Genomic DNA, 21,425 nt, shown 5'->3' on the forward strand with positions numbered 1-21,425 from the left:
TTTTTCTAATTGCCAAGTCCAAACAATGTAGATTTTTTTTTCAACCAGTCACGTTCAACAGTTAACTGGCCTATTTGTTCATACAATTGTTTTATTAAATCCTGATGATCTGGATCCTTAGATTGTGGCTTAATTTGAAAACTACTAATTAAATTTTCTATACCTCTTTTCTTCCATGCTTGTATTTGTGTCGGATGAACTCCATATTTGCTACTAATTTGAGCTATTGTCATTTCAGCTTTTATTGTTTCTAAAACTATCTTTGTTTTTTCTGCTGCACTATATTGTTTTGCTTTTTTGGACATATAATTTCTCTTTTGTATCTGAAAATTATATCTCATTCTAGCATTTTAGTAGTCCAGTTTTTGGGTACCATTATATTGTTGTATGGATCATTTTCCCCTGTCATCCCGCGATGGCATTGTTGCGTGGAACAGTTTTTCTGTCATTGCGAGAAAATTACGAAGTAATTGACGAAGCAATCCAGTTAAAAAATGCTAACTTATAGCATTTTTTATTATTTTTTCTGGATTGTATAATACGCAGCAATGATTCGGTATTTACACAGTCTGTTAGTCTCATCTTACCATCAGGTGCTTTTAATTTTAACTGTAGACAAATTGTCGACAGTTCAACCCTATCTTCACTGCTAACTCGAGTTTTTATCTTAGACCAATAATCTCGTGGGTTTGCACTATCAGTTAATGCTCCTACTACATCAATTACAGAAAACCACCATTCGTTATTATATAAAATTCTTCTAATATTTTTATCTTTAAAAATCACTAATTTATTAAGTTCATCGTTATTATTCATTGCATTTCATATTAATTTTTTTGAATTATAAATATTCTAAATAAATTTTACAACTAATATTAAAAATAGTAATAATAAAAAACAACTAATGGTTTGTAAAATTTTAAGCATTAATGGCTTTTAGTAAAATAATAAAACTTAATTGCCAATTGACTTTTTTAGGGAGTTAAGTATAAATTGTAACTGAAATAGCTATTAAGCTATTTTGGGATGTAAGAATCTCTTGTTACATGGTGGGTATCTACCATTAAATGATACTATCCTCGGCTTTATTACGGTCGGGGTGTCAATAGCTATGTCCAGGGTTTAAGGTGCATACCTTAAACCTAAAGGCTATTGTAAACTGTTGTAACGGTTTTCTTACCTCCCCGGCCACCAAAGTTTCATTCATTGGTGGTTTTAATTAATCGGGAGCCATCAAATGTCAAATCAAAATAAAAAAACCATTCACAATATTAATTTAGATTTCATTGAAAGAGAAGTAAATATTCTAAAAGATGAAGTTGCACATTTATTAGAAACCCCCGTAACAGATAAAGATATTGAAAGAATAGAACAACGCTTAGAAGAATTAGAAAAAATGTTTTACAATTTGAACTGACGCTAGTTATTAATGTATAAGGGTTTTGCTTGCATGGGTCGGTTTTCTCGTCATAAGCTACACAATTGCAAGGAGGGTGGCAACCAGAAAAAATAATAAAAATGCTATGCCTTTTACTAGATTGCTTCGTCAATTACTTCGTAATTTCCTCGCAATGACGAAAAACCGATCTACGTAACAATGCTCGCTCGTAATGACAACTCCTAATCCACGCAACAAACGCTTGACGAAAAATAGTTTAAATTTTGTTTGTAGAGTCTATATGCATATCCATTAAATATTCTGCTAAATGTTTTTGTACTTCTTCTGACTTACCTTTTAAAGCACATTGATATACTTCTTGTATAATAGAAGTAATTTTATGCATAGAAAAATCAATATTTTTGTCGGAAATAATATTTGTAGTAAGGCTTACAACTTCGCCAAATAATTTTATTTGTTCTGGATTTAAAATATCAATTTGAGTTTCTTTATTATCAGAAATTAAGGATTCTACCTTAACATTCAAAGCATTTGCTAATTGCTTAATAGTATAAATGCCAGGGTTTTTAGAGCTACCAAATATTATACTATTAACAGTATTTCTACTTAGTCCTGTTAAATTTTCAATATCTTTAGCACTCATTTTTCTTTGAGCCATTAACTCATTAATTTTGGTTTTTAAATTTGACATAAAAATAAAGTAAATTCATCGCTTGTTTTAAATATAAAATATAAACAAATTTCTTTACATTTCTACAAAATAATATAATCTCAGCTGTATAAATTTAATAACTATAAAAAAACCAGTAAATATTCTACCTACCAAAATAAGTATATTTATTGGTTTAATATAAATCATAATATTGTTACAAGCATACTAAAATGCTTTAAAAAAAGCAAGAATATACCTAGATATACCTTAGGTATAGAAGATATCTAGTTTCAAAACAATTCAGATTTTACTCACATATCTTATAGCTTTTATTTGAACAATATCCTTAATAATTTATGCCTTGGGTTAATTTAAGTTCTTAACCCAAGGTACCAAATAAAATCAGGAGAATATTTTATGAATAACATAGAAACAAGAATATTAGATTATGGAAGAAAAATAGATATGAATCTACAAACTATTTCTGAGCAAATAAATCAAATACAGAAATTAATAGGTGAAATTCCTTTAGATGCAAGATTAGTTAAAGAATATGATGATGATTTTGATGATGGAGTATGGATAGAGTTTCCTTTTAGAGAAACAACATAAAATTCGTAATTTCCAGCTTGATATAGATAGACTGCTTGCTTTAAAAATGGTAAGGTATAAATTCCTGTAAGTAAATAAGATATAAATTATGATATGGTTGTTAATAGCACTTTGTTTAACCGGCTTAGTTTTGATTATAGGGGTAGTATCGATGGCTATTGGTGGTAAATTTGATAAAAAATTTAGCTCAAAGCTTATGACTATGAGAGTTTTTTTTCAGGCAGTTGCGGTATTACTGTTATTTATAATATATTTTTATAAAGTTAATCCATAAACTACCTGAAAAGTTCTATAATTATTACTCGTTTTCTTGCATCTCTCCCCTTATTTTTTTCCATTCTGCTAAAATTTCTTCTAATCTTTCTTTTGAAACTTCTACTTCTTGATCTTCGAAATCCTCTAGAGAAGTAATCATTTCTTTTAGTAAGGTTTGTGCCATATTCGGTCTATAGTCATCGCTGTAATTATCTTCAAGATGTTCGGCAATTTCCTCGATATCATCCCAATGCATTAGTGTATTCCTCTTTAATTGTCATGTAAGCTTATTTATTTAACATGTTATCTGATATTTGCCATTATTTTTTAATAAATATTATTAACTCAATAAAATATTGTAAGCAAGTGAGTTTATTATGCAACTATATATTCTTCTGTTTTGAAGAATTGGCTCTGCAAAACTTCGGGGAACTCGTATGCTTACCTATTAAGTATAGGCTGTGCGTGCTCGCCCCTTGTTTTACATTCCAATTCTCCAAATCATTTGAGTATACTGTATTTAAATAAAGAGTGGGTATACTTAAATATATTACAAAGCTTATGTTAGTTTGTATTCTTTACATTTTAAGGGTTTTGTGATATAATTAATTAAATATTAGATGGAAAAATATGTCAATACTGCCTATCGTTACAGCACCTGATGAAAGGTTAAAACAAAAATCTCAAGCCGTTCCAGAGGTTAATAACCAAATCCAAAAATTTATGGATGATATGGTCGAGACTATGTACCATGAAGATGGGGGAGGGCTTGCTGCTGTGCAGGTTGGGGTATTAAAACGCATCATGGTAATTGATATAAAAGATCATGATCCGATTAAAAGACCAAAAGATTTCTATCCATTATTTATTGTAAATCCTGAAATAATAGAAAAATCAGGAGAGCTTGTTATAGCTAATGAAGGATGTATCTCAATACCTGAACAACGTTATGAGATAGCAAGATCGGAGTCTATAAAAATCAGATATTTAGATTATCATAACAAACCGCAAGAGCTTGAAGCTAATGATTGGCTTGCAAGAGTAATTCAACATGAGTATGATCATTTGGAAGGAAAGCTAATGATCGATTATTTAAGTAGTATGAAACGTGATGTAGCTCTTCGTAAGCTTAAAAAACTCAAAAAAGACATAGTGTGAAGATAATATTCATGGGGACGCCTGAGTTCGCTGTTCCTGCTCTTACCAAATTAATAAATTCAAATCATAAAGTTGTTGCAGCTTTTACGCAACCACCTAAAGCTAAGGGTAGGGGGCTTAATGAAACTAAATCCCCTATACATCAATTAGCTGATGAGGCTCAAATCCCTGTCTATACTCTTTCTACTTTACGAAATGAAGAAGCTGCAAACTTAATTAATAGTATCGATGCTGATATAATAGTCGTTATTGCATACGGTTTTATCATTCCGCAAAACATTTTAGATGCTAAGAAATATGGTTGCCTTAATATTCATCCGTCTGATTTACCTCGTCATAGAGGAGCAGCTCCTTTACAGCGTACTATTATAGAGGGCGATAAAACAAGCAGTGTATGTATTATGCAGATGGATGCAGGGCTTGATACAGGTGATATATTGATGAAAGAGGATTTTGAGTTAGAAGATAGGATAACTTTACAAGAGCTTCATGATAAATGTGCTAATTTGGGTGCAGAACTGTTAATTAAAACGCTTGCAAATATCGATAAGATAGTGCCGAAACCCCAATCTAATGAGGGTGTTACTTACGCTCGTAAATTAACTAAAGAAGAGGGTAGAGTTAATTGGCAAGATTCTGCCTATGCTATTAATTGCAAAGTTCGAGGTATGAATCCATGGCCAGGAGTATATTTTAAATATAATGATAAAACGATCAAAATTCTTGAAGCAGAATATTCAGATGAAAAACATAATTTTACCCCGGGGACAATTATTAACAAAAATTTAGAAATAGCTTGTGGAAAAGGAATATTAATGATAAAAAAACTTCAACAAGAGGGTAAAAAAGTCTTAAATACTGAAGAATTTTTAAGAGGAGTTAAAACCCCTATCATTAATAAAGTACAATAATAAAAATGTTAAATTTTACAAAATATTTTATATTTATAGTTTTTTACTTTTTCTATACTAGTAATATTTATGCAATAAATAATAATCATCAATTTATTGCGGTAGAATCATTAGAATCTCCTAATATAAAAATCAAAAAATTACTTGAAGAAAAAAATACCAGTCAATTTATTTTAGAGTTACCAAACGGCGTAGTAATTAATGAAGGTGGAGTTTTAACTGAAGAAGGTTATATTCTGCAAGATACTCAAACAAGCACAGGTGATCAACATCGTTTAGTGAATAAGAAACGAGATATTAACGAAGAAAACCCATTATACTTTAAAGGAAAGCTGGCAGTAATTTCATCTCCTGGCTCTGAAAATTGGTATCACTGGCTACTGCAAGTTTTGCCTAGATTAATTATATTAAAAGAATCAAACTTTGAGTATGATCGTATTTATGTTAATAATTTAAAATATCAGTGGCAAATTAAATCACTAGAAGTAGTATTAAATTATTTAAATATAAGTGAAGATAAGCTTTTAGTAGTAAATAGTGATTGTATAATTCAAGCTTCTAACTTAATTGTACCATCTGTACCGTTTATTCCTGTAAAAGGTACAGCTTTACCTTTTTGGTTAAAAAAAGATTTAAGGAATATCTTTCTTAAAAATAATAAGGATGATATAAAAACTTATGATAAAATATATATCTCACGTAAATATGCTTCTAGTAGAAAAATAATCAACGAAGAAAAATTAATAGAAGAAATAGAGAAAATTGGTTTTAAAGTAATATATTTAGAGCTACTTTCTCCTCATGAGCAAGCTCAAATTTTTAATAAGGCAAAAATAATAATCGGGATACACGGCTCAGGGTTTGCCAATCTTATTTTTGCAACTCCTAAATGTAAAGTTGTGGAAATTGATCACGGTACAAATCCTCCAAGAAGTTTTTATAAGAGAATGGCAAATTATATGTCATGCGATTATTATCCTTATTACGTAGATCAAACAACTGAAGAACATTTAGAAGATGATATAAAAATAGATATCAATAAATTTATGAAATTTTTTAATGAGTTAGATAAATGAAAAATTGAAATTCAATTCTAAAATCGTTGTTTAATAAGTAAGACTCGCTATTCATTTCATTTAACCTTGAGATAGTATACTTTAAAACTTGTTTTTATTTAAGTTTTGACATTTTCTTAAAAAGCTATTATAATAAACTAGTTAATTATATGACCAGTTCAATTACGGCTTTTGATGCCAAAACTCATTTTTCTAAGCTATTAAATCGAGTAATTAAAGGTGAAGAAGTTTTAATTACTAAAAGAGGAAAAATTACTGCAAAGATTGTTCCGGTAAATGCTACACATGACGTAGAAGCTGCAATTATAGCTGCTAATAGAATTAAAAAACTTGCTCAAGAGATTAATTTACAGCCTTCAGAGTTTGAAGAATGGAATTTCTATAGAAAGATAGGTAGAAAAGTAGTATGGCTTCGTTTGTTTTGGATGCTTCCGTAACTCTTTCGTGGTTCATGCCTAATAAGACAAAGCAATATAAATTATTGGATAAAGCGACAACTGAAGGTGCTATTGTACCGATTATTTGGGGACTCTAAGTAATTCCTTACTATACGCAGAAAGAAGAGGGCGTATTGATGTATCTCAACGTCAAAGTGCAATTTATTTATTAAAAGAGATAGGTATTAAAGTTGATCGAACAAGTTTAGAACATATTTGGTCTGAAACAATGGATTTAGCAGAGCGACATTGCTTAACTATTTATGATGCTAGTTATTTGGAGTTAGCATTACGTTATGATTTACCTCTAGCAACTCTTGATAAAGCCTTAAAATTAGCAAGTCGACAGGAAAAAATTATTACACTTTAAATCAGTTTCTAAAATCGTTGTTTAATAAGTAAGACTCGCTATTCATTTCATTTAACCTTGAGATAGTGCGTTTGAATTCTTCAGCTCTTGCTGACCCCTGATATATTTTATTAGGGTTATCTTCTAAACTCATAAAAAGTAGAATTTTATAAAAATAGGCATTATCAATAAAGTTGATAAATCTGACTGCTAAATTAGTATTATCAGGTGGAATAACTTGCACATTCTGCACAATAATAATATTAAATTTCTGGCAAATATTGACATAATCAATATAGCTAAGATTTCTTGTAAATAATTCATTAAAATCAGTGATTAATGTTCTTTTATGAACTTTTTGAAAGGATATTTCTCTGCCTAAAACTTCAATAGTTTGTGAAGTGAAATTATTATCACTAATATCTGCAATAATTTTTTGGAACTTATCTTGATTTTTAGGTGTTAGAGGATAAATAACCCTATCGCCTTTAACATTTAAAGCTTTATCAAATCTGTAGTCATGGTGATTATCAAGATATTTAACGTAAAATTCGTTATTTATTTTATCGATAAACGGCAAAAATGAATTTCTTTGCAACCCATCCTTATATAAATTATTAGGCTGGGTGTTAGAAGTTATGAAAATAAAAACATTTTGTTTTATTAGCTCATCAAATAATCTACCGATTATCATTGCATCGGTTATATCTTTAATTTCAAATTCATCTATCCCAAGTACTCTAGTTTTTTTAGCATAATCTTTAGCAATTTTGGGGACGATATCTTTTTGATTTTCCAGTTGTAATTTATGCATTGTTTTGTGAATATCCTGCATAAAATTTTGATAATGAATAATTATTTTTGGCACGTTAAGCTTTTCAAAAAAAGAATTCATCAACATAGTTTTACCTGTGCCAACCGGACCAAATAAATAAATTCCGCTTTTAAGGTTATTTTTGTTAAAGAATTTAAGTAAGCTCTTAGGTTTATTAAGCTCTATTGCTATTTGGCTTAATTCTTCTAATAAAGTAGTTTGTTTTATGTCTAATGTTATCACTTGATGAGGTTTTATTGTACTCATACAATATATAAAAGATATTTAAATAGCTAATGGTCTTGATTAATGAGGAGAATGGTACGTAATGCGTTGCTCACATAGATTGCTTTTTCCTGTCATTGCGAGGATACACTGAAAGTTTTGACGAAGCAATCCAGTAAAATGCATAGCATTTTTTATTATTTTTTTGGATACGTAATATGAATTTCCCATGAGTATAAATTAGACTTAAGTAAGGCTTTTGTCAAGTTTTGTTATATTAGTTTTAAGTGAAGTGTATTTTTTAAATTCTTTTCTGTAAGTAAGTTATGACTGAATTTTGCAACATAAAGTTTAAAAAATATTTATTATTATAACTTTTTACTTTTAACTTTGAATATAAGCTGTTACAAAAATTGTTTTAACTAACTAAAAATAAACTTTTATGGAAGATTTAAGCTCTTGGAAAGAAAGGTTTGAAGAATGCATTTATGCTAAAAAACTTCTAGATAAACTTCGCTATTTAAATACTAAAGTAGTAAATCCAATAAATTTAGAAGAAATAAAAAAAGGGATATATTATGCCCGTGAATATCACGGCTTGCAAATGCGTAAGTCAGGCGATCCATATTATTCTCATCCAATTGAAGTGGCAATTATGGTGGCAGAGTTTACAGCCGCAGAAGTACCTAAGCTTTACACATCTGTAATGATACAAGCGGCACTACTTCATGATACTATCGAAGATACGGCATTAACTGAAGAAATGATTGCCAAAATCTTCGGGGAAGAAGTGGCAAAGCACGTAGAGGGTTTGACCAGAGTTAAACCATACGGAAAAATTACCGCTGAAGAAAGTCTGAATATATTAGTTAAACAAAAAAGATATGACACAGTATTAATTAAGCTATTTGACCGCATCCATAACGTACAAACCTTAGGTGCTAAATCACCTGAAAAGGCACAAAAAATTATAGAGGAAACTTTGAGAAGTTTTTTACTTATTCCTTTCTTGATAGAAAATTATTTATATAAATTATGCTACAATGCTATATTTCCTGTTGATCATATGGAAAGGCAAGAATATGTGTATACTAATTTATTACTAAATTAGTATCTTTCTTGAATTCTAGTTTTTCAAAATAATTTAATCCTATTTTATAAAAAATAGTAAATGGTATTAACAATATAAGTATCCCCCAGTAGTTAAAAATTTTAACTAGATAAACTAAGCCAAAAGAAGTTAAAACAAACATTATGGCACGTACTATAGCAAAAGTTAGACTTACACATCTGAATCTTTTAAATACAGGAAAGTTTTTATAAAAAATTGGAGCAGCAGGAAATACCCTAATAGCAAACATTCCTATAAGTACTTGTAGTATAAGTAATTGGAAAACATTATCCATTTTAATCAATAAATATGGATAAAATAAAACCATACATGCAAATATTACCCATCTTATTCTTAAAATTTTTAAAGGATGAAATTTATAACTTAAATAAGTAACTATACCACTATTAATAAGAGTGATTATTGAAACGATAAAATTATGAGTAATAACTTGGCTAGAGGTATAAGCAAAGTGAGTTTTAAGTATATCTCCACATAAGATATATTTAAAATAAAAACAAATAGGTCCAGTTGATTCTATTGTAAAATAAGCTAATAAAGTTTTTATATTTAATTTATCATTTAAATTTATATTAGTTTCTATATCTGATTTATTAAGTCCAAAGTTTTCAATTTTATTTACTAATCTCTTGGTTGCATCAACGAATTCTACTGTTTCTCTAAGCCTTGTTCTAGCAATAGCCCCGATTACTGCGATGATAGTACCAAATAAAAATGCATATCGCCAATTAAAACCTTGCATAGTTACAAGGGTTGCGACTCCTAAAGCAGCAGCAGCTCCTAAATTTCCAAATATATCACAAGAAGCAACCACTGGATATTGTATGGGTGGTTTAGTTAATTCAGTTAAATATAATTCTGCTCCTATTATTTCGCCCAGGGAAGACATGCCTTGAAGTGCACGACAAATCGTAACTATTACAGCAGCAGTAAAACCAATTTCGGCATAAGTAGGCAAGATAAACATTAAAAAACAGGATAAAGCCATTAAGAACGAAGTCATTACCACTGTAGTTTTACGCCCTATCTTATCCCCAATCCATCCAAATACTAAAGCACCTATAGATCTAAAAGCAAAGGTGGAACAAAAGGCAAAAGCCGATAATAAGTAAGTTGCAGATTGATTTTGTTTTGGAAAAAATAACTCATTAAGAAGCACTGCCATATGAACATACAGCATAAGGTCAAAATATTCTAGAAATGTTCCTACTGACAATAATCCTATAGCTTCTTTTTGTTCTTTACGTAAGTTTTTTTGCTCTTTTGCGTAACCTAGCATAAATCCTTTACAAAAAATTAAATTGTAAAGAACTCATACCTTTTTATATAAAAGTCAATAGGAATTTTTACCGGAGGTTAAAATTTTTTATTTGGATCAATAATATAATTGAATAGAGATTCAAAATAATGAAGAGTTCTGTATATTTGTTTACCAATTTTTTTAGGAATATATAACGGTAGAGAGAAAAGAAAATAAAGACTTTAGAAAAGAAAAAATGCTAATTATATATTCAATCTTATCAAGTTAGTTTTAATTTTAGTTGGCGGATAGAGGGGGATTCGAACCCCCGACACGTTGCCGTGAACACGCTTTCCAGGCGTGCGCCTTAAACCGCTCGGCCATCTATCCATGAATAATGAGTATTTTAAATGGAAAGCGGTTTCCATCTAAAATACGAATTTAATTTATTATTTATTATTTGAAAAAATATTGTTAGCTTCCAAAAGTTCATTTTTAGTATTAACACCGACAATCAAATCATGATTATTAGATAATAAATAAGAAACTTTTTCTTCTTTAGCTTTGCACAATTTTACTATTTCTGTTAAATAAACTTCTTTATTATCTCTAAAATTAGTAGCAAATAAAGGTAAATATTTGTTTAAAATTCCAGGATTAAATGCCATAATTCCAGAATTACAAAGCTTTATTTTCTTTTGTTCTTCAGTAGCATTTTTATATTCAATTATTTCCAAAAATTCACCATTTTGATCTATGGAGATTCTACCATAAAAAGCAGGATCGTCTCTTTCAAAACATAATGTTACTAATGAAGCATTACTAAAATTTAGGTATTCTACTAATTCATTCATTAATTCTGGAGTAATAAGTGGGTGATCACCATATAATACTAAAATAGTTTTATTCTCATCAATCAAATCTATTGCTGCATGAGTAGCATGAGCTGTACCTTTAGGCTCTTTTTGTAAGGCAAAACGACACATATTTTCATAAGGTGTCAAATATTTTTTTAAATCTTCTGAATAAACTATAACTACATCATCAGTTATTTTAAGCGAGTTCTTTAATACTGTTTCAAGCATTGGAACGCCGCCAACCTCATGCATTACTTTTGGTAAATTAGACTCCATTCTGCTGCCTTTGCCGGCTGCTAAAATAATTATTTGCATATTATTCATCACTGCCTTGTAAAATCTCGTAAAATTCATCTGATAATTCGTAATTACCGAAAACTCTCTGCACATCGTCGCTTTCTTCTAAAAGATCAACAAGCTTTAAAAGTTTTTCAGCTTTTTCTTTATCATCAATAATTATTGTATTTAAAGGAACCCATCCTATATAAGCTTCTTCAGCAGTGCCATATTTATCTGTTAGAAATTCTAAGACCTTAGAAAAATTTTCAATATCGGTGTATATAGTATGTAGTACTTCATCTGAAACTATATCATCTGCTCCTGCTTCTATTGCAGTTTCTAAAATATTTTCAGCTGAGCTAATTTCTAGAGGATATTGAATGACTCCACAATGTTTGAATAAAAAATTAACGCTACCAGTTTCGCCCAAATTGCCGCCATATTTAGTAAAGCTGGAGCGTAACTCAGCAGCAGTACGATTTTTATTGTCAGTTAAAGCTTCAACTATTATAGCAATACCGCCGGGTGCATAACCCTCATATCTAATTTCTGTATAATTTTCATTATTAGCGGAATCATTAGCACTATTAATAGCTTTATCAATTCTTTCTTTAGGAAGATTTTGGCTGCGAGCAGTGGCTAAAGCAGTTCTAAGACGTGGATTATTATCGGGGTTTGTAGAGCCGGCTTTGATGGCGGTAACTATCTCACGGATTAATTTTGTAAAAACTTTTGCTCTTTTCTTATCTTGAGCACCTTTACGATGCTGAATATTTTTAAACTTTGAGTGTCCCGCCATTTTATCTATACTTTAAAAATATTTAACCTTGTTTTGCTTTAAATCTTTTATTCTTTTTATTTATTACAAAAATTTTGCCTCTTCTTTTAACGATTTGACAATCTTTATCACGCTTTTTCAATGATTTTAATGAACTAACGACTTTCATATATGTCCTAACTATATTTAACTTGAGGTGATAATAGACTTTTTTGTCCAATCAGTCAATTACCAATTTATATGATAGCTTATCTTTGAGTACTTTCTTGTTTACGATTTTTTGGTTTGGTATTTAATTTTGGTTGGATATCTAATTTTATATTCATTTTATTAAGTCTTGCGGTTTGAATTCCTTCTTTTCCGCTTCTATTATTCATTAATACTTCTCTTATATCTGAGGTAATATTTTGTACATTTTCAAATTTATTGATCTTGTTTAATGTTTCAGGATCGATTTTTGCTTTAAGGTCATTTGCTATCCCTTTAAACCCGATTTTTTTTACAAAATCTTGCTAATTTATAATAGATTTTATCAGTTTTTGATATATCAAATTTATTTTCATTATTTATAAATTCTGTAGTATTTTTAATTCTCTCTTTAAAGCTTTTATCATTTTTAATAGTTGCTATATCTTGATCTGTCAGCAGTTTTTTATCTTTCATTATCTGAAGCGTATCATCATATAATTTTTCCATTGCTTCTGTTGTTATAGTATTTTTTGAATTATTTTTTACAAATTTCTGAGCTAATTTTTCAATTTCACTAGTAATAGCTTTATCTTCTTTATTAAGGTTTTTAACTATACTATTAACCCACCAATTAAATACCTGACATAATAGTTGCAAATACTAAAATATAATGTTAGAATGAAATAATGCTAAAAAAAGAAGATTTTAGGACATTATCAACGAGTGCACAAGCAGCTTTAAGAAAAGTTGCATTAAGAGCAATTGATAAAGGAGAAAAACAATCAGATGTATCAAATCTTATAGGAGTAACACGTCAGACTATTAGTAACTGGGTTAACAAAAGAAGAAGAGGTGATAAATATGCAATAACTGGCAAGTCTAGAGGAAGAAAGACAGGAGAGAAAAGAATAATAAATGAAATGCTGGGTAAAAAAATACAAGATTATATAAATCACTCTAGACCAGAAGATCACAATATCAAATCTGCACTATGGTCAAGAAAAGCTATTAATGCCCTGATTAAAAAATGCTGTGGTTTCTTTTTGCCATTAAGTACGATTGGAGAATATTTAAGAAGATGGGGATATACTGCACAAAAACCAAAGAAATTAGCTTATGAGCAACAGCCAAAACAAGTTCAAGTATGGCTAGATGAAGAATATCCCGCAATAGTAAAACAAGCACAAATGGAACAAGCTGAAATACACTGGTGTGATGAAGTGGGTATAAAATCAGAATGTCAGGTGTTACAGAGCTATTCTTTAAAAGGCAAAACACCCGTAGTTATTCATAAATCAAAACGATTTACTATAAATATGATATCAACTGTTACGAACAATGGTAAACTAAGGTTCATGTTATATGAAGATACACTAAAAACAGATATATTTATAGAATTTCTAAGAAGATTAGTGAAATCTGCAAGAAGGAAGATCTTTTTAATATTAGACAATTTAAAAGTACATCATAGTAAAAAAGTATACAGCTGGACAAATAAGCATAAAGATAAAATTTCTTTGTTTTTTTTGCCTCCTTATACTCCACAACATAATCCAGATGAATACTTAAATAATGACTTAAAAAGAAATGTAAATAGAAAACATATACCTCTTACAAAAGATGAGTTAAAATACAATCTTAAATCTTATTTACGTTGCTTACAGAACAATCCTAAACATATACAAAAATTGTTCCAAGCCGATGATGTTAAATATGCCTCTTAAGTCAGGTATTTAATTGGTGGGTTAATATCATCTTTAAAGCGTGTATTTTCTTTATAAGATTCATCAAAATTGTTTTTTATACCTAAATTTATAGCTTGATTTAGAAACTCTTTTTCTGATTTTGATATTGCAACTTGATTTCTAGATAAGATATATTTTAGAGGGTCTATGGATCGGTATTCTTTCTGTTTTTTTTCTACTTACTACTGGAGTTTCTTCCCATTTTCCGTTTGCATTTTTACTCCATTGGCTTTCTGTTACTTTTTCAGTTTTTACTTCTGATGTTGGTATTTCAATTTTATAATTATTTTCATGTGCCCATTGTAAAGCGTTTTTACCTTCAATTTGAATATCATTATGTGCGGTATACGCTACCGGATCTTGCATAGGCGAATTAGCCATATCTTTTAACCATTTACCATTTTCAAAATCTGGTGAAGGGTACTATATTTTGCCACTATATCAACTTTTTTTGCTATTTCTTTCATATTGGAAAGATTTTCTTTAATATTATCTTTATAATATTTTCGTAGCTTTTGTTCGTTATTAAAAATAACACTTGTATCTAATCCCTTTATATCTAATTTACCTGGACATATTCCTTTAGCATCAAATCCATTTTTTACTAACTCATCTACTTTTTGGTCAATTATATTATCGATTTGATTATTGTCTAGTTGATTAAGCATTTGATTTAGTGATTTACTATATTCCTTAACATTAAATGTTAATTGTCCTTTTTCTATGTTTTTATTATATCCAAAGCGTTCAAACTTTTCATTTGCATCTTTAAGCATTGAAGTAAAATCTTTATTAAAATTCATAAAAGATCTTCCATGATCAATCTTTACTACAGTATTATTATTTTGAACCATTAAATTTTGAGTATGATAATCCGATTCACCTAATATATGAGAGGCGGCAATAGCTTTTTCAAAGCCTGATAGTTTGGGTGTCTTAGTTTGTTCTAATACATCTCCTAAATGTTCGCTATTCTCTAAAAATTTAGAACGTACGTATAAAATTTTAGAAACAAAATCAGGCAATTTAGAATTTGCATAGCCAGTTACTAACTCTTCTTTAGGAGCACGATTATATAATAATTGCTCATACATATTACCGCCGATTAATTCACGTACTGCGTCATTTCGATCCATCCATTGTTGAGTTGTTTCTACATCTGCTCCTTTCTTATAAAACCGTTATGTGTTGCCTGTTCATCTGCTATATAGCCTCCTGATACTCCCTCACTTTTATCAGCCTCTTTTTTAAATTCTTGAACATTTGCAACCCTCCTATCACGTATAAGATCAGAAACAGCTTTTGGGACAACTTTTCCTCGTTTTTCAAAATTTTCTTTTTCTTGATTATATTCTTTAGATTGTTTTTCTGCCAAATATTCAATTAATGGTATATCTAAAATTTCTTTTACATCAGGGTTTTGAATAGATGGTAAAGTATCTTTTATAACCGTTAGCATTTGAGCTAGCTTTTTTTCTTTAAAGTCAGGAATTTCTTTGTTGATCTTTTCTATTTCATTTAAATAAGCTGTAGCTGTTTCTGAATTTAATTCCTTATTAATATTTATAATAGAATTAGCTAAATTGTCGCTTGAAGCTTGAATATTTGCATTTTTAGTTAGATCAGTATCTTTAAGGATATTAAAGAATTTAGAAGATAGTTGCTCAGTTTCATTTTCTGCCATAAATGCCTTTATAAATAAATTACTATTTATTAATAATAATTAAATTTTATAGTTGATTATGAATTTTTGTTAATAATGTAGTTTAAAGTGAGTTATTTTTTTAAAAAATGTGGTAAAAATACGAAATAAATTACCATGTTTCATGGTTTTTCTTGACATATATTAATAAATTAGAATATGATATCTTTACAAAAATTAATAAAACCGTATTTTATGGTTTTTGCCGCCACGTCTTTATAAACATATGGAGTATTTAAATATGCAGCAATATTCAATTCATAACCTTAAAGAAAATTTAGTTAAAATTGTTAGAGATAATAAAGAATGGAGTCTTAATGACTTTGGGGGTTTTGAAGCTCTTCAAAAGTTACCTGAGATAGTTAAAAATAGCCCATTATTTGCTAAAGCAGTAAAAAACTTTAATCCGACAGTTGAGGGAACAAGCTTATCTATATTTAATTCTGTAAATAGTACAATACCTTATACATTACCTATTAAATTCACAGAAGTTGCTCTTGAATTGGAAGCAGTAGGTAGAAATGCTAGCCATGTATGGGAAACCTTGTCAGTGATATTAGAAAAAGCTCAAGGGAAAGGAGTAACTTACTTAAGTTTAGGTAGAGGCTGGGATGGTAAGCAAGACATAGCAGGTGGTAAAAAGATATTAGATCTTATGTCGCAAAATTTACAAGCAACTCGAAATGATCCACTCAAGTCTAAAGTATTTAATATATTATTAGAAGAAACAGACAAAAAAGAACAAGGTTTATTTGCTATTCCTGATAGCCATAAAAAATATCCAACTGTAATGAAAGCATATGCAGAATATAAAGCACTTGTTGAAGATAGTGAATTTGTAGTATTAGGAGTACAATTTAACACCCTTGAAGTTCAGATTGAAGCAGAGCCACAACAATCAGGATTAGGAAATAACGCTCAAAATCCTCCGCTTGATGTTAAAGGGAAGATTAATAGTATCAACGAATTATTAAAAAATTATAATGAAGAGTTAAAGAATTTAACAGAGATGGGATTAGATGCAGAAGCTATAAAAACTATCTTTTAACAGAAGCAAAAGAGCTTACCAAAGAATTGCTTAAATATTATGGGAATCTTTCAATTTTAGAAAAAGGTTTTTTTAAAGATTCAGAAGTTTGTAATAAATATAACAAATTAGCAACAGATATTCGTGCTATTGATATAGGCTTATCTGATGATTTAAGATATCCCTTAATTAAAATTATGTTAAATGTTCCTAAAAATCCTTTTGAGTATTTGGGGGAGTTATTTGGAGGACAATCAGCTGAAGCATCTGAGCAGATATTAAAAGATTTTATAATAGAATATGAAAATACACATACTAGTGAAGAAGTTAATTCTTTAGGTGATTTTTCTTATTTAACTTAAATCAATCTTTTAAAAGTTTAATGTCATAACTTTTTTTGTCTTATAAAGAGAGTTATGGCATTTTACTTTATGTCTTAAAAACTCCTAAATTTTTTTTAACCATCTGTTTTATTGACAAATCTTAATAATATTCATATATTGCATTTCCAAAAATTAATACCATATTTTGTGGTATTAAAACTTAAACTTAATTTAAAAAAGGATATATTCTGTGAGAGAGTCTTTAATTAGCATATTAAAAAAAGCAACAGCGAATAATAAAAAGCCCAAATTTACAAATTATTAACCCACCAATTAAATACCTGACTTAAGAGGCATATTTAACATCATCGGCTTGGAACAATTTTTGTATATGTTTAGGATTGTTCTGTAAGCAACGTAAATAAGATTTAAGATTGTATTTTAACTCATCTTTTGTAAGAGGTATATGTTTTCTATTTACATTTCTTTTTAAGTCATTATTTAAGTATTCATCTGGATTATGTTGTGGAGTATAAGGAGGCAAAAAAAACAAAGAAATTTTATCTTTATGCTTATTTGTCCAGCTGTATACTTTTTTACTATGATGTACTTTTAAATTGTCTAATATTAAAAAGATCTTCCTTCTTGCAGATTTCACTAATCTTCTTAGAAATTCTATAAATATATCTGTTTTTAGTGTATCTTCATATAACATGAACCTTAGTTTACCATTGTTCGTAACAGTTGATATCATATTTATAGTAAATCGTTTTGATTTATGAATAACTACGGGTGTTTTGCCTTTTAAAGAATAGCTCTGTAACACCTGACATTCTGATTTTATACCCACTTCATCACACCAGTGTATTTCAGCTTGTTCCATTTGTGCTTGTTTTACTATTGCGGGATATTCTTCATCTAGCCATACTTGAACTTGTTTTGGCTGTTGCTCATAAGCTAATTTCTTTGGTTTTTGTGCAGTATATCCCCATCTTCTTAAATATTCTCCAATCGTACTTAATGGCAAAAAGAAACCACAGCATTTTTTAATCAGGGCATTAATAGCTTTTCTTGACCATAGTGCAGATTTGATATTGTGATCTTCTGGTCTAGAGTGATTTATATAATCTTGTATTTTTTTACCCAGCATTTCATTTATTATTCTTTTCTCTCCTGTCTTTCTTCCTCTAGACTTGCCAGTTATTGCATATTTATCACCTCTTCTTCTTTTGTTAACCCAGTTACTAATAGTCTGACGTGTTACTCCTATAAGATTTGATACATCTGATTGTTTTTCTCCTTTATCAATTGCTCTTAATGCAACTTTTCTTAAAGCTGCTTGTGCACTCGTTGATAATGTCCTAAAATCTTCTTTTTTTAGCATTATTTCATTCTAACATTATATTTTAGTATTTGCAACTATTATGTCAGGTATTTAATTGGTGGGTTAATAGCTAGATTTACATAAACTTAAACCCTTGTCAATGACATCAGAATCTATATTTAGACAGTCAAGAATTGAATGAAAAACATAATCATGGCTAATTTCATTATTGGCATAATTTTTAATTGATGCTACTGATTCAGGATGCTTTTGCTTGAATTCATCTGACATCCAGACTAGAAAGGGTACGGTTGTTTGTTCTGCAATTAGCGGTCCGCCATGACCATAATAGCCATTTTCCCCTAATGATTCGCCATGATCAGAGACATATAATAGAAATGCATTTTTGTCTTTTAGTAAATCAATCAAATTAGACAAAAAAAATCAGTGTATAAAATAGAATTATCATAACTATTAACAAGTGCTAGCTGCTCGCAATTACTGGCGTCAGACTTAATTTTATCACTGCAAATAGGAGTGAATTGCTCAAATTCTCTAGGATATCTTGCGGTGTAATTCCAGTGACTGCCGGATGTATGAACTACTATAAATTGTTTACTTGAATTTGAAATTATTTCTTGTACAAAGGGAAGCATTTTCCCGTCATGATCATTTAAAGAAAATAAAGCAGAGCCCCCTGGTACTATAGTAAAATTAACATCATTATAGATAGTACCTAAGTCAAAATTTGCAAAATTTCTCATTAAAGTTTGCGTACCAATCCAAGTAGTATTAAATCCTATACTAGTCAAAACTGATAAAAAACTATTTTCAAGTTTATTATCTTCAATTTTACTTGCAGGATAACGTGAAAGTAATGAGGGTATAGAAATATAAGTTAAGTTTGATGCAGATTTAGCTTTAAAGGAAGTAAGATTTTCGATATTTTTCAATCGAGGTGTTGTATCACGCATATAACCATTAATACCGAAATGATCAAATCTTGCTGACTCTCCTATGACTAAAACACCAATAATATCATTATCAGAATTATCTACGAAATTATACTGCTTACTGATATCTATTTGAGCATAATTTTTACCTACTAGGCTTCCAGCAAAATTAAGATAAGTATTATGTAAATACTGAACAGGAAAGTAATTTTTTAATATTTTAAAAGATGGAGTAATGATATTATATAAAAAGATAAGTAAACACGCTGCGGATAATAATTTTGTGACAAAAGATTTAGTATCAGAAGTGGCAAAAGATTTGAGTGTGTAAAGACAAGTAAATAAGCTAAAAATCATCCATATTATTAATTTAATACTTGTAAGTTCATAAACTTCATTTAAATCTGTTGAGAAAAAACTACCAATTACTTGCTTAGTAGGAGTTATTTTAAAGAAATAAATATAATAGCTAGCTATTGCAGAAGTGATAAATAAAAAGCATGAACCAATTTTTAATGCTAATCTATGTACGCTAAGACCAAAAAATGCTATAAAAGAAAATATATAAACATAGCAGAAATCTTTTGATAGTTCTAATATTCCTCTAAAGATTGTTGCTTTATAATAATCAAATTTATAAATTAATATTGCACTATTGAATAATAAGCAGTAAATAAAGGCTAAAATTGCCGATAATTTAATTAATTTGATATCTAAATGTTTCTGAATATTTTTTAGCATATAATACAATAATTATGTAAATTTTGTACACACAACCTATCATGATCATAAATAATCTTCAAGAATTTTATCGGCTTTTATTACCGAATGCACCTCTTATCTCTATTGATTACGGCAGCAAAAAAATAGGTGTTGCTATATCTAATCAAGAACGTAATATAGCCATGCCGCTAAATATTATCACTGAAGCAAGTAAAAAAGCGATCATAGCTTCTTTACTTGAGAAAATTGAACAATATAAAGCTTGCGGTATTGTAATAGGCTTGCCGATTGATATGAGCGGAATGCAGACAGAGCAATCAGCTATAGTAATAAAATTTGCCGAAGAATTGACAAAATCTATAAATTTGCCTATATATCTACAAGACGAACGACTCACTACAAAAGCCGCAAACAATTTTCTAAAATCATTCGGTATTAAACGAAAAGAGCGTAATAATAATGATGACGCAGTAGCAGCTAGTATGATCTTAGAAACAGTCCTTAATTCTATTAACAAACTTTAGGTTCGAGTCCTCTAGGGCTTGCCCTAGAGGACTATTTGCTAACCTAGAAAATGTGAATTTATTTTTGGAACAATTAATATTACTGTATAAATAATTTTTATGGAAGATTTAAACTGCTGGAAAGAAAAATTTAAAATTTGTGAATATGCTAAAAAACTTCTTGATAAAATTGAGGATTTAAACGCCAAAGTAAAAAACCCTATAGATCTTGATGAAGTCAAAAAAGGTATTTATTACGCTCGTAAATATCATGGTTTGCAAATGCATCAATCAGGTGACCCGTACTATTCCCATCCTATTGAAGTAACTATAATGCTTGCAGAGTTTGTAGCGTATGATGCTCCAAAGCTTTACAATGCTATTATGTTACAAGCAGCATTGCTTCATGATACTATTGAAGATACGGAACTTACTGAAGAAATGATTACCAAGATTTTTGGTACAGAAGTTGCAAGGCATGTAGAAGGTCTAACCAGAGTTAAACCTACTGGAAAAATAAGTGCCGAAGAAAGCCTTAATTTACTCATCAAACAAAAAAGATATGACACTGTACTTATAAAACTATTTGATCGTATTCATAACATACAAACCTTAGAATCTAAGTCCCCTGAAAAAGCCTATAAGATAATTAAAGAAACGCTAAAGAAATTTTTACTTTCTGCTATACATTTAGAATGTTATGAAATTGAAGAAAAGTTCAGTAATATATGTGATAAATTTCTAAATAATTATAAATTGTAA

The 21,425-nt window shown here is 29.3% G+C and carries 29 protein-coding genes, 1 tRNA gene and 1 pseudogene; 14 read left to right on the forward strand and 17 right to left on the reverse strand.

Annotated elements, in window-relative coordinates; all coding sequences use genetic code 11:
- Positions 1–5: 5 nt before the first annotated feature.
- Both AAGD54_RS03125 and AAGD54_RS03130 read right to left on the reverse strand, forming a co-directional pair.
- Positions 6–305 (reverse strand): transposase, encoded by a 300-nt coding sequence (locus AAGD54_RS03125; protein ID WP_341794552.1) that lies wholly within the window; start codon positions 303–305, stop codon positions 6–8.
- A 154-nt stretch (positions 306–459) separates the two neighbouring features.
- Positions 460–816, reverse strand: a complete 357-nt coding sequence (locus tag AAGD54_RS03130) for a Bro-N domain-containing protein (protein WP_341789070.1) — start codon at positions 814–816, stop codon at positions 460–462.
- A gap of 421 nt (positions 817–1,237) precedes the next feature.
- Between AAGD54_RS03130 and AAGD54_RS03135 the strand changes: the two genes are divergently transcribed.
- Positions 1,238–1,417 carry a hypothetical protein gene (locus AAGD54_RS03135; protein ID WP_341789071.1) on the forward strand — a complete coding sequence of 60 codons (180 nt, stop codon included), beginning with the start codon at positions 1,238–1,240 and terminating at the stop codon, positions 1,415–1,417.
- Between the two features lie 238 nt (positions 1,418–1,655).
- Here the strand turns inward: AAGD54_RS03135 and AAGD54_RS03140 are convergent, their stop codons facing one another.
- Positions 1,656–2,090, reverse strand: a complete 435-nt coding sequence (locus AAGD54_RS03140; protein ID WP_341789072.1) for a helix-turn-helix transcriptional regulator — start codon at positions 2,088–2,090, stop codon at positions 1,656–1,658.
- A gap of 378 nt (positions 2,091–2,468) precedes the next feature.
- On the opposite strand from AAGD54_RS03140, the gene AAGD54_RS03145 reads away from it, so the two are divergent.
- Together AAGD54_RS03145 and AAGD54_RS03150 are read left to right on the forward strand one after the other, a co-directional pair.
- Positions 2,469–2,663, forward strand: coding sequence for a hypothetical protein (locus AAGD54_RS03145; RefSeq protein ID WP_341794982.1), 195 nt, complete (start codon positions 2,469–2,471; stop codon positions 2,661–2,663).
- Between the two features lie 88 nt (positions 2,664–2,751).
- Positions 2,752–2,937, forward strand: coding sequence for a twin transmembrane helix small protein (locus AAGD54_RS03150; RefSeq protein ID WP_341789074.1), 186 nt, complete (start codon positions 2,752–2,754; stop codon positions 2,935–2,937).
- 24 nt (positions 2,938–2,961) lie between these two features.
- Here the strand turns inward: AAGD54_RS03150 and iscX are convergent, their stop codons facing one another.
- On the reverse strand, positions 2,962–3,174 hold the full coding sequence (gene iscX / locus AAGD54_RS03155; RefSeq protein ID WP_011477229.1) for a Fe-S cluster assembly protein IscX: 213 nt from the start codon (positions 3,172–3,174) through the stop codon (positions 2,962–2,964).
- Positions 3,175–3,548: 374 nt separating this feature from the next.
- Here iscX and def point away from each other — a divergent pair, with 374 nt between their 5' ends.
- The 5 genes from def to AAGD54_RS03180 all read left to right on the forward strand — a co-directional run bounded on the left by def (position 3,549) and on the right by AAGD54_RS03180 (position 6,870).
- A complete protein-coding gene (gene def, locus AAGD54_RS03160) occupies positions 3,549–4,076 on the forward strand; it encodes a peptide deformylase (protein ID WP_341789075.1) in 528 nt (175 codons plus the stop codon).
- Positions 4,073–4,987 carry a methionyl-tRNA formyltransferase gene (fmt, locus tag AAGD54_RS03165; RefSeq protein ID WP_341789076.1) on the forward strand — a complete coding sequence of 305 codons (915 nt, stop codon included), beginning with the start codon at positions 4,073–4,075 and terminating at the stop codon, positions 4,985–4,987. The genes def and fmt overlap by 4 nt, the downstream gene beginning before the upstream one ends.
- Before the next feature lie 5 nt (positions 4,988–4,992).
- The gene (locus tag AAGD54_RS03170) at positions 4,993–6,063 is read left to right on the forward strand and encodes a glycosyltransferase family 61 protein (protein WP_341794983.1); all 1,071 of its coding nucleotides are present in this window, start codon (positions 4,993–4,995) and stop codon (positions 6,061–6,063) included.
- A 149-nt stretch (positions 6,064–6,212) separates the two neighbouring features.
- Positions 6,213–6,500: a type II toxin-antitoxin system prevent-host-death family antitoxin gene (locus AAGD54_RS03175; protein WP_341794984.1), complete on the forward strand. Its 288-nt coding sequence runs from the start codon at positions 6,213–6,215 to the stop codon at positions 6,498–6,500.
- An 85-nt stretch (positions 6,501–6,585) separates the two neighbouring features.
- Positions 6,586–6,870, forward strand: a complete 285-nt coding sequence (locus tag AAGD54_RS03180; protein ID WP_341789079.1) for a type II toxin-antitoxin system VapC family toxin — start codon at positions 6,586–6,588, stop codon at positions 6,868–6,870.
- A gap of 1 nt (position 6,871) precedes the next feature.
- Here the strand turns inward: AAGD54_RS03180 and zapE are convergent, their stop codons facing one another.
- On the reverse strand, positions 6,872–7,930 hold the full coding sequence (gene zapE, locus AAGD54_RS03185; RefSeq protein WP_341794985.1) for a cell division protein ZapE: 1,059 nt from the start codon (positions 7,928–7,930) through the stop codon (positions 6,872–6,874).
- Positions 7,931–8,330: 400 nt separating this feature from the next.
- Here zapE and AAGD54_RS03190 point away from each other — a divergent pair, with 400 nt between their 5' ends.
- Positions 8,331–8,999 carry an HD domain-containing protein gene (locus AAGD54_RS03190; protein WP_341794986.1) on the forward strand — a complete coding sequence of 223 codons (669 nt, stop codon included), beginning with the start codon at positions 8,331–8,333 and terminating at the stop codon, positions 8,997–8,999.
- On the opposite strand, the gene AAGD54_RS03195 is transcribed toward AAGD54_RS03190, so the two are convergent.
- From AAGD54_RS03195 to AAGD54_RS03225, 7 genes are all read right to left on the reverse strand, one after another.
- Positions 8,980–10,299, reverse strand: a complete 1,320-nt coding sequence (locus AAGD54_RS03195) for an MFS transporter (protein ID WP_341794987.1) — start codon at positions 10,297–10,299, stop codon at positions 8,980–8,982. The two genes, AAGD54_RS03190 and AAGD54_RS03195, sit on opposite strands and share 20 nt — an antisense overlap.
- A 263-nt stretch (positions 10,300–10,562) precedes the next feature.
- Positions 10,563–10,650: transfer RNA gene (locus AAGD54_RS03200), tRNA-Ser, on the reverse strand.
- 59 nt (positions 10,651–10,709) lie between these two features.
- Entirely contained in the window at positions 10,710–11,441 is a 732-nt protein-coding gene (locus tag AAGD54_RS03205; RefSeq protein WP_410525915.1) for a sugar phosphate nucleotidyltransferase, read from the reverse strand.
- Positions 11,434–12,195 (reverse strand): YebC/PmpR family DNA-binding transcriptional regulator, encoded by a 762-nt coding sequence (locus AAGD54_RS03210; RefSeq protein WP_341794988.1) that lies wholly within the window; start codon positions 12,193–12,195, stop codon positions 11,434–11,436. The genes AAGD54_RS03205 and AAGD54_RS03210 overlap by 8 nt, the downstream gene beginning before the upstream one ends.
- Positions 12,196–12,217: 22 nt before the next feature.
- Positions 12,218–12,343: a type B 50S ribosomal protein L36 gene (ykgO, locus tag AAGD54_RS03215; protein WP_004998227.1), complete on the reverse strand. Its 126-nt coding sequence runs from the start codon at positions 12,341–12,343 to the stop codon at positions 12,218–12,220.
- Between the two features lie 79 nt (positions 12,344–12,422).
- On the reverse strand, positions 12,423–12,551 hold the full coding sequence (locus AAGD54_RS03220) for a hypothetical protein (RefSeq protein ID WP_269208689.1): 129 nt from the start codon (positions 12,549–12,551) through the stop codon (positions 12,423–12,425).
- A gap of 106 nt (positions 12,552–12,657) precedes the next feature.
- Positions 12,658–13,020, reverse strand: coding sequence for a hypothetical protein (locus tag AAGD54_RS03225; RefSeq protein WP_341794989.1), 363 nt, complete (start codon positions 13,018–13,020; stop codon positions 12,658–12,660).
- Between the two features lie 29 nt (positions 13,021–13,049).
- Between AAGD54_RS03225 and AAGD54_RS03230 the strand changes: the two genes are divergently transcribed.
- A complete protein-coding gene (locus AAGD54_RS03230) occupies positions 13,050–14,087 on the forward strand; it encodes an IS630 family transposase (RefSeq protein WP_341794233.1) in 1,038 nt (345 codons plus the stop codon).
- 141 nt (positions 14,088–14,228) lie between these two features.
- Here the strand turns inward: AAGD54_RS03230 and AAGD54_RS03235 are convergent, their stop codons facing one another.
- From AAGD54_RS03235 to AAGD54_RS03245, 3 genes are read right to left on the reverse strand one after another with little or no spacing between them, the layout of a single operon-like run.
- The gene (locus AAGD54_RS03235; RefSeq protein WP_341794990.1) at positions 14,229–14,489 is read right to left on the reverse strand and encodes a hypothetical protein; all 261 of its coding nucleotides are present in this window, start codon (positions 14,487–14,489) and stop codon (positions 14,229–14,231) included.
- Positions 14,490–14,494: 5 nt separating this feature from the next.
- Positions 14,495–15,244, reverse strand: coding sequence for a hypothetical protein (locus tag AAGD54_RS03240; RefSeq protein WP_341794991.1), 750 nt, complete (start codon positions 15,242–15,244; stop codon positions 14,495–14,497).
- 17 nt (positions 15,245–15,261) lie between these two features.
- Positions 15,262–15,792: a hypothetical protein gene (locus tag AAGD54_RS03245; protein ID WP_341794992.1), complete on the reverse strand. Its 531-nt coding sequence runs from the start codon at positions 15,790–15,792 to the stop codon at positions 15,262–15,264.
- A gap of 259 nt (positions 15,793–16,051) precedes the next feature.
- Here AAGD54_RS03245 and AAGD54_RS03250 point away from each other — a divergent pair, with 259 nt between their 5' ends.
- Positions 16,052–16,858, forward strand: coding sequence for a hypothetical protein (locus tag AAGD54_RS03250; protein WP_341789085.1), 807 nt, complete (start codon positions 16,052–16,054; stop codon positions 16,856–16,858).
- A gap of 26 nt (positions 16,859–16,884) precedes the next feature.
- Positions 16,885–17,199, forward strand: coding sequence for a hypothetical protein (locus AAGD54_RS03255; RefSeq protein WP_341789086.1), 315 nt, complete (start codon positions 16,885–16,887; stop codon positions 17,197–17,199).
- A 307-nt stretch (positions 17,200–17,506) separates the two neighbouring features.
- Here the strand turns inward: AAGD54_RS03255 and AAGD54_RS03260 are convergent, their stop codons facing one another.
- A complete protein-coding gene (locus AAGD54_RS03260) occupies positions 17,507–18,544 on the reverse strand; it encodes an IS630 family transposase (RefSeq protein ID WP_341794233.1) in 1,038 nt (345 codons plus the stop codon).
- A gap of 63 nt (positions 18,545–18,607) precedes the next feature.
- Positions 18,608–20,178: pseudogene (locus tag AAGD54_RS03265) on the reverse strand (phosphoethanolamine transferase).
- A gap of 41 nt (positions 20,179–20,219) precedes the next feature.
- Here AAGD54_RS03265 and ruvX point away from each other — a divergent pair.
- Both ruvX and AAGD54_RS03275 read left to right on the forward strand, forming a co-directional pair.
- Positions 20,220–20,684 (forward strand): Holliday junction resolvase RuvX, encoded by a 465-nt coding sequence (gene ruvX / locus AAGD54_RS03270; protein ID WP_341795169.1) that lies wholly within the window; start codon positions 20,220–20,222, stop codon positions 20,682–20,684.
- Between the two features lie 99 nt (positions 20,685–20,783).
- Entirely contained in the window at positions 20,784–21,425 is a 642-nt protein-coding gene (locus tag AAGD54_RS03275; protein WP_341794993.1) for an HD domain-containing protein, read from the forward strand.

This window comes from Rickettsia endosymbiont of Rhinocyllus conicus, assembly GCF_964026465.1.
Classification (GTDB): Bacteria; Pseudomonadota; Alphaproteobacteria; order Rickettsiales; family Rickettsiaceae; genus Rickettsia.

What these genes read in the sequence shown, in the direction of transcription:
- AAGD54_RS03235 (WP_341794990.1), bottom strand. Translation starts at nt 14,489, where the DNA reads ATGGCTAATTCGCCTATGCAAGATCCGGTAGCGTATACCGCACATAAT.
- AAGD54_RS03130 (WP_341789070.1), bottom strand. Translation starts at nt 816, where the DNA reads ATGAATAATAACGATGAACTTAATAAATTAGTGATTTTTAAAGATAAA.
- AAGD54_RS03135 (WP_341789071.1), top strand. Translation starts at nt 1,238, where the DNA reads ATGTCAAATCAAAATAAAAAAACCATTCACAATATTAATTTAGATTTC.
- ykgO (WP_004998227.1), bottom strand. Translation starts at nt 12,343, where the DNA reads ATGAAAGTCGTTAGTTCATTAAAATCATTGAAAAAGCGTGATAAAGAT.
- AAGD54_RS03245 (WP_341794992.1), bottom strand. Translation starts at nt 15,792, where the DNA reads ATGGCAGAAAATGAAACTGAGCAACTATCTTCTAAATTCTTTAATATC.
- AAGD54_RS03145 (WP_341794982.1), top strand. Translation starts at nt 2,469, where the DNA reads ATGAATAACATAGAAACAAGAATATTAGATTATGGAAGAAAAATAGAT.
- iscX (WP_011477229.1), bottom strand. Translation starts at nt 3,174, where the DNA reads ATGCATTGGGATGATATCGAGGAAATTGCCGAACATCTTGAAGATAAT.
- def (WP_341789075.1), top strand. Translation starts at nt 3,549, where the DNA reads ATGTCAATACTGCCTATCGTTACAGCACCTGATGAAAGGTTAAAACAA.
- AAGD54_RS03205 (WP_410525915.1), bottom strand. Translation starts at nt 11,441, where the DNA reads ATGAATAATATGCAAATAATTATTTTAGCAGCCGGCAAAGGCAGCAGA.
- AAGD54_RS03260 (WP_341794233.1), bottom strand. Translation starts at nt 18,544, where the DNA reads ATGCTAAAAAAAGAAGATTTTAGGACATTATCAACGAGTGCACAAGCA.
- ruvX (WP_341795169.1), top strand. Translation starts at nt 20,220, where the DNA reads ATGATCATAAATAATCTTCAAGAATTTTATCGGCTTTTATTACCGAAT.
- AAGD54_RS03150 (WP_341789074.1), top strand. Translation starts at nt 2,752, where the DNA reads ATGATATGGTTGTTAATAGCACTTTGTTTAACCGGCTTAGTTTTGATT.
- AAGD54_RS03125 (WP_341794552.1), bottom strand. Translation starts at nt 305, where the DNA reads ATGTCCAAAAAAGCAAAACAATATAGTGCAGCAGAAAAAACAAAGATA.
- AAGD54_RS03250 (WP_341789085.1), top strand. Translation starts at nt 16,052, where the DNA reads ATGCAGCAATATTCAATTCATAACCTTAAAGAAAATTTAGTTAAAATT.
- AAGD54_RS03240 (WP_341794991.1), bottom strand. Translation starts at nt 15,244, where the DNA reads ATGGATCGAAATGACGCAGTACGTGAATTAATCGGCGGTAATATGTAT.
- zapE (WP_341794985.1), bottom strand. Translation starts at nt 7,930, where the DNA reads ATGAGTACAATAAAACCTCATCAAGTGATAACATTAGACATAAAACAA.
- AAGD54_RS03275 (WP_341794993.1), top strand. Translation starts at nt 20,784, where the DNA reads ATGGAAGATTTAAACTGCTGGAAAGAAAAATTTAAAATTTGTGAATAT.
- AAGD54_RS03170 (WP_341794983.1), top strand. Translation starts at nt 4,993, where the DNA reads ATGTTAAATTTTACAAAATATTTTATATTTATAGTTTTTTACTTTTTC.
- AAGD54_RS03210 (WP_341794988.1), bottom strand. Translation starts at nt 12,195, where the DNA reads ATGGCGGGACACTCAAAGTTTAAAAATATTCAGCATCGTAAAGGTGCT.
- AAGD54_RS03175 (WP_341794984.1), top strand. Translation starts at nt 6,213, where the DNA reads ATGACCAGTTCAATTACGGCTTTTGATGCCAAAACTCATTTTTCTAAG.
- AAGD54_RS03230 (WP_341794233.1), top strand. Translation starts at nt 13,050, where the DNA reads ATGCTAAAAAAAGAAGATTTTAGGACATTATCAACGAGTGCACAAGCA.
- AAGD54_RS03140 (WP_341789072.1), bottom strand. Translation starts at nt 2,090, where the DNA reads ATGTCAAATTTAAAAACCAAAATTAATGAGTTAATGGCTCAAAGAAAA.
- AAGD54_RS03190 (WP_341794986.1), top strand. Translation starts at nt 8,331, where the DNA reads ATGGAAGATTTAAGCTCTTGGAAAGAAAGGTTTGAAGAATGCATTTAT.
- AAGD54_RS03220 (WP_269208689.1), bottom strand. Translation starts at nt 12,551, where the DNA reads ATGAATAATAGAAGCGGAAAAGAAGGAATTCAAACCGCAAGACTTAAT.
- AAGD54_RS03195 (WP_341794987.1), bottom strand. Translation starts at nt 10,299, where the DNA reads ATGCTAGGTTACGCAAAAGAGCAAAAAAACTTACGTAAAGAACAAAAA.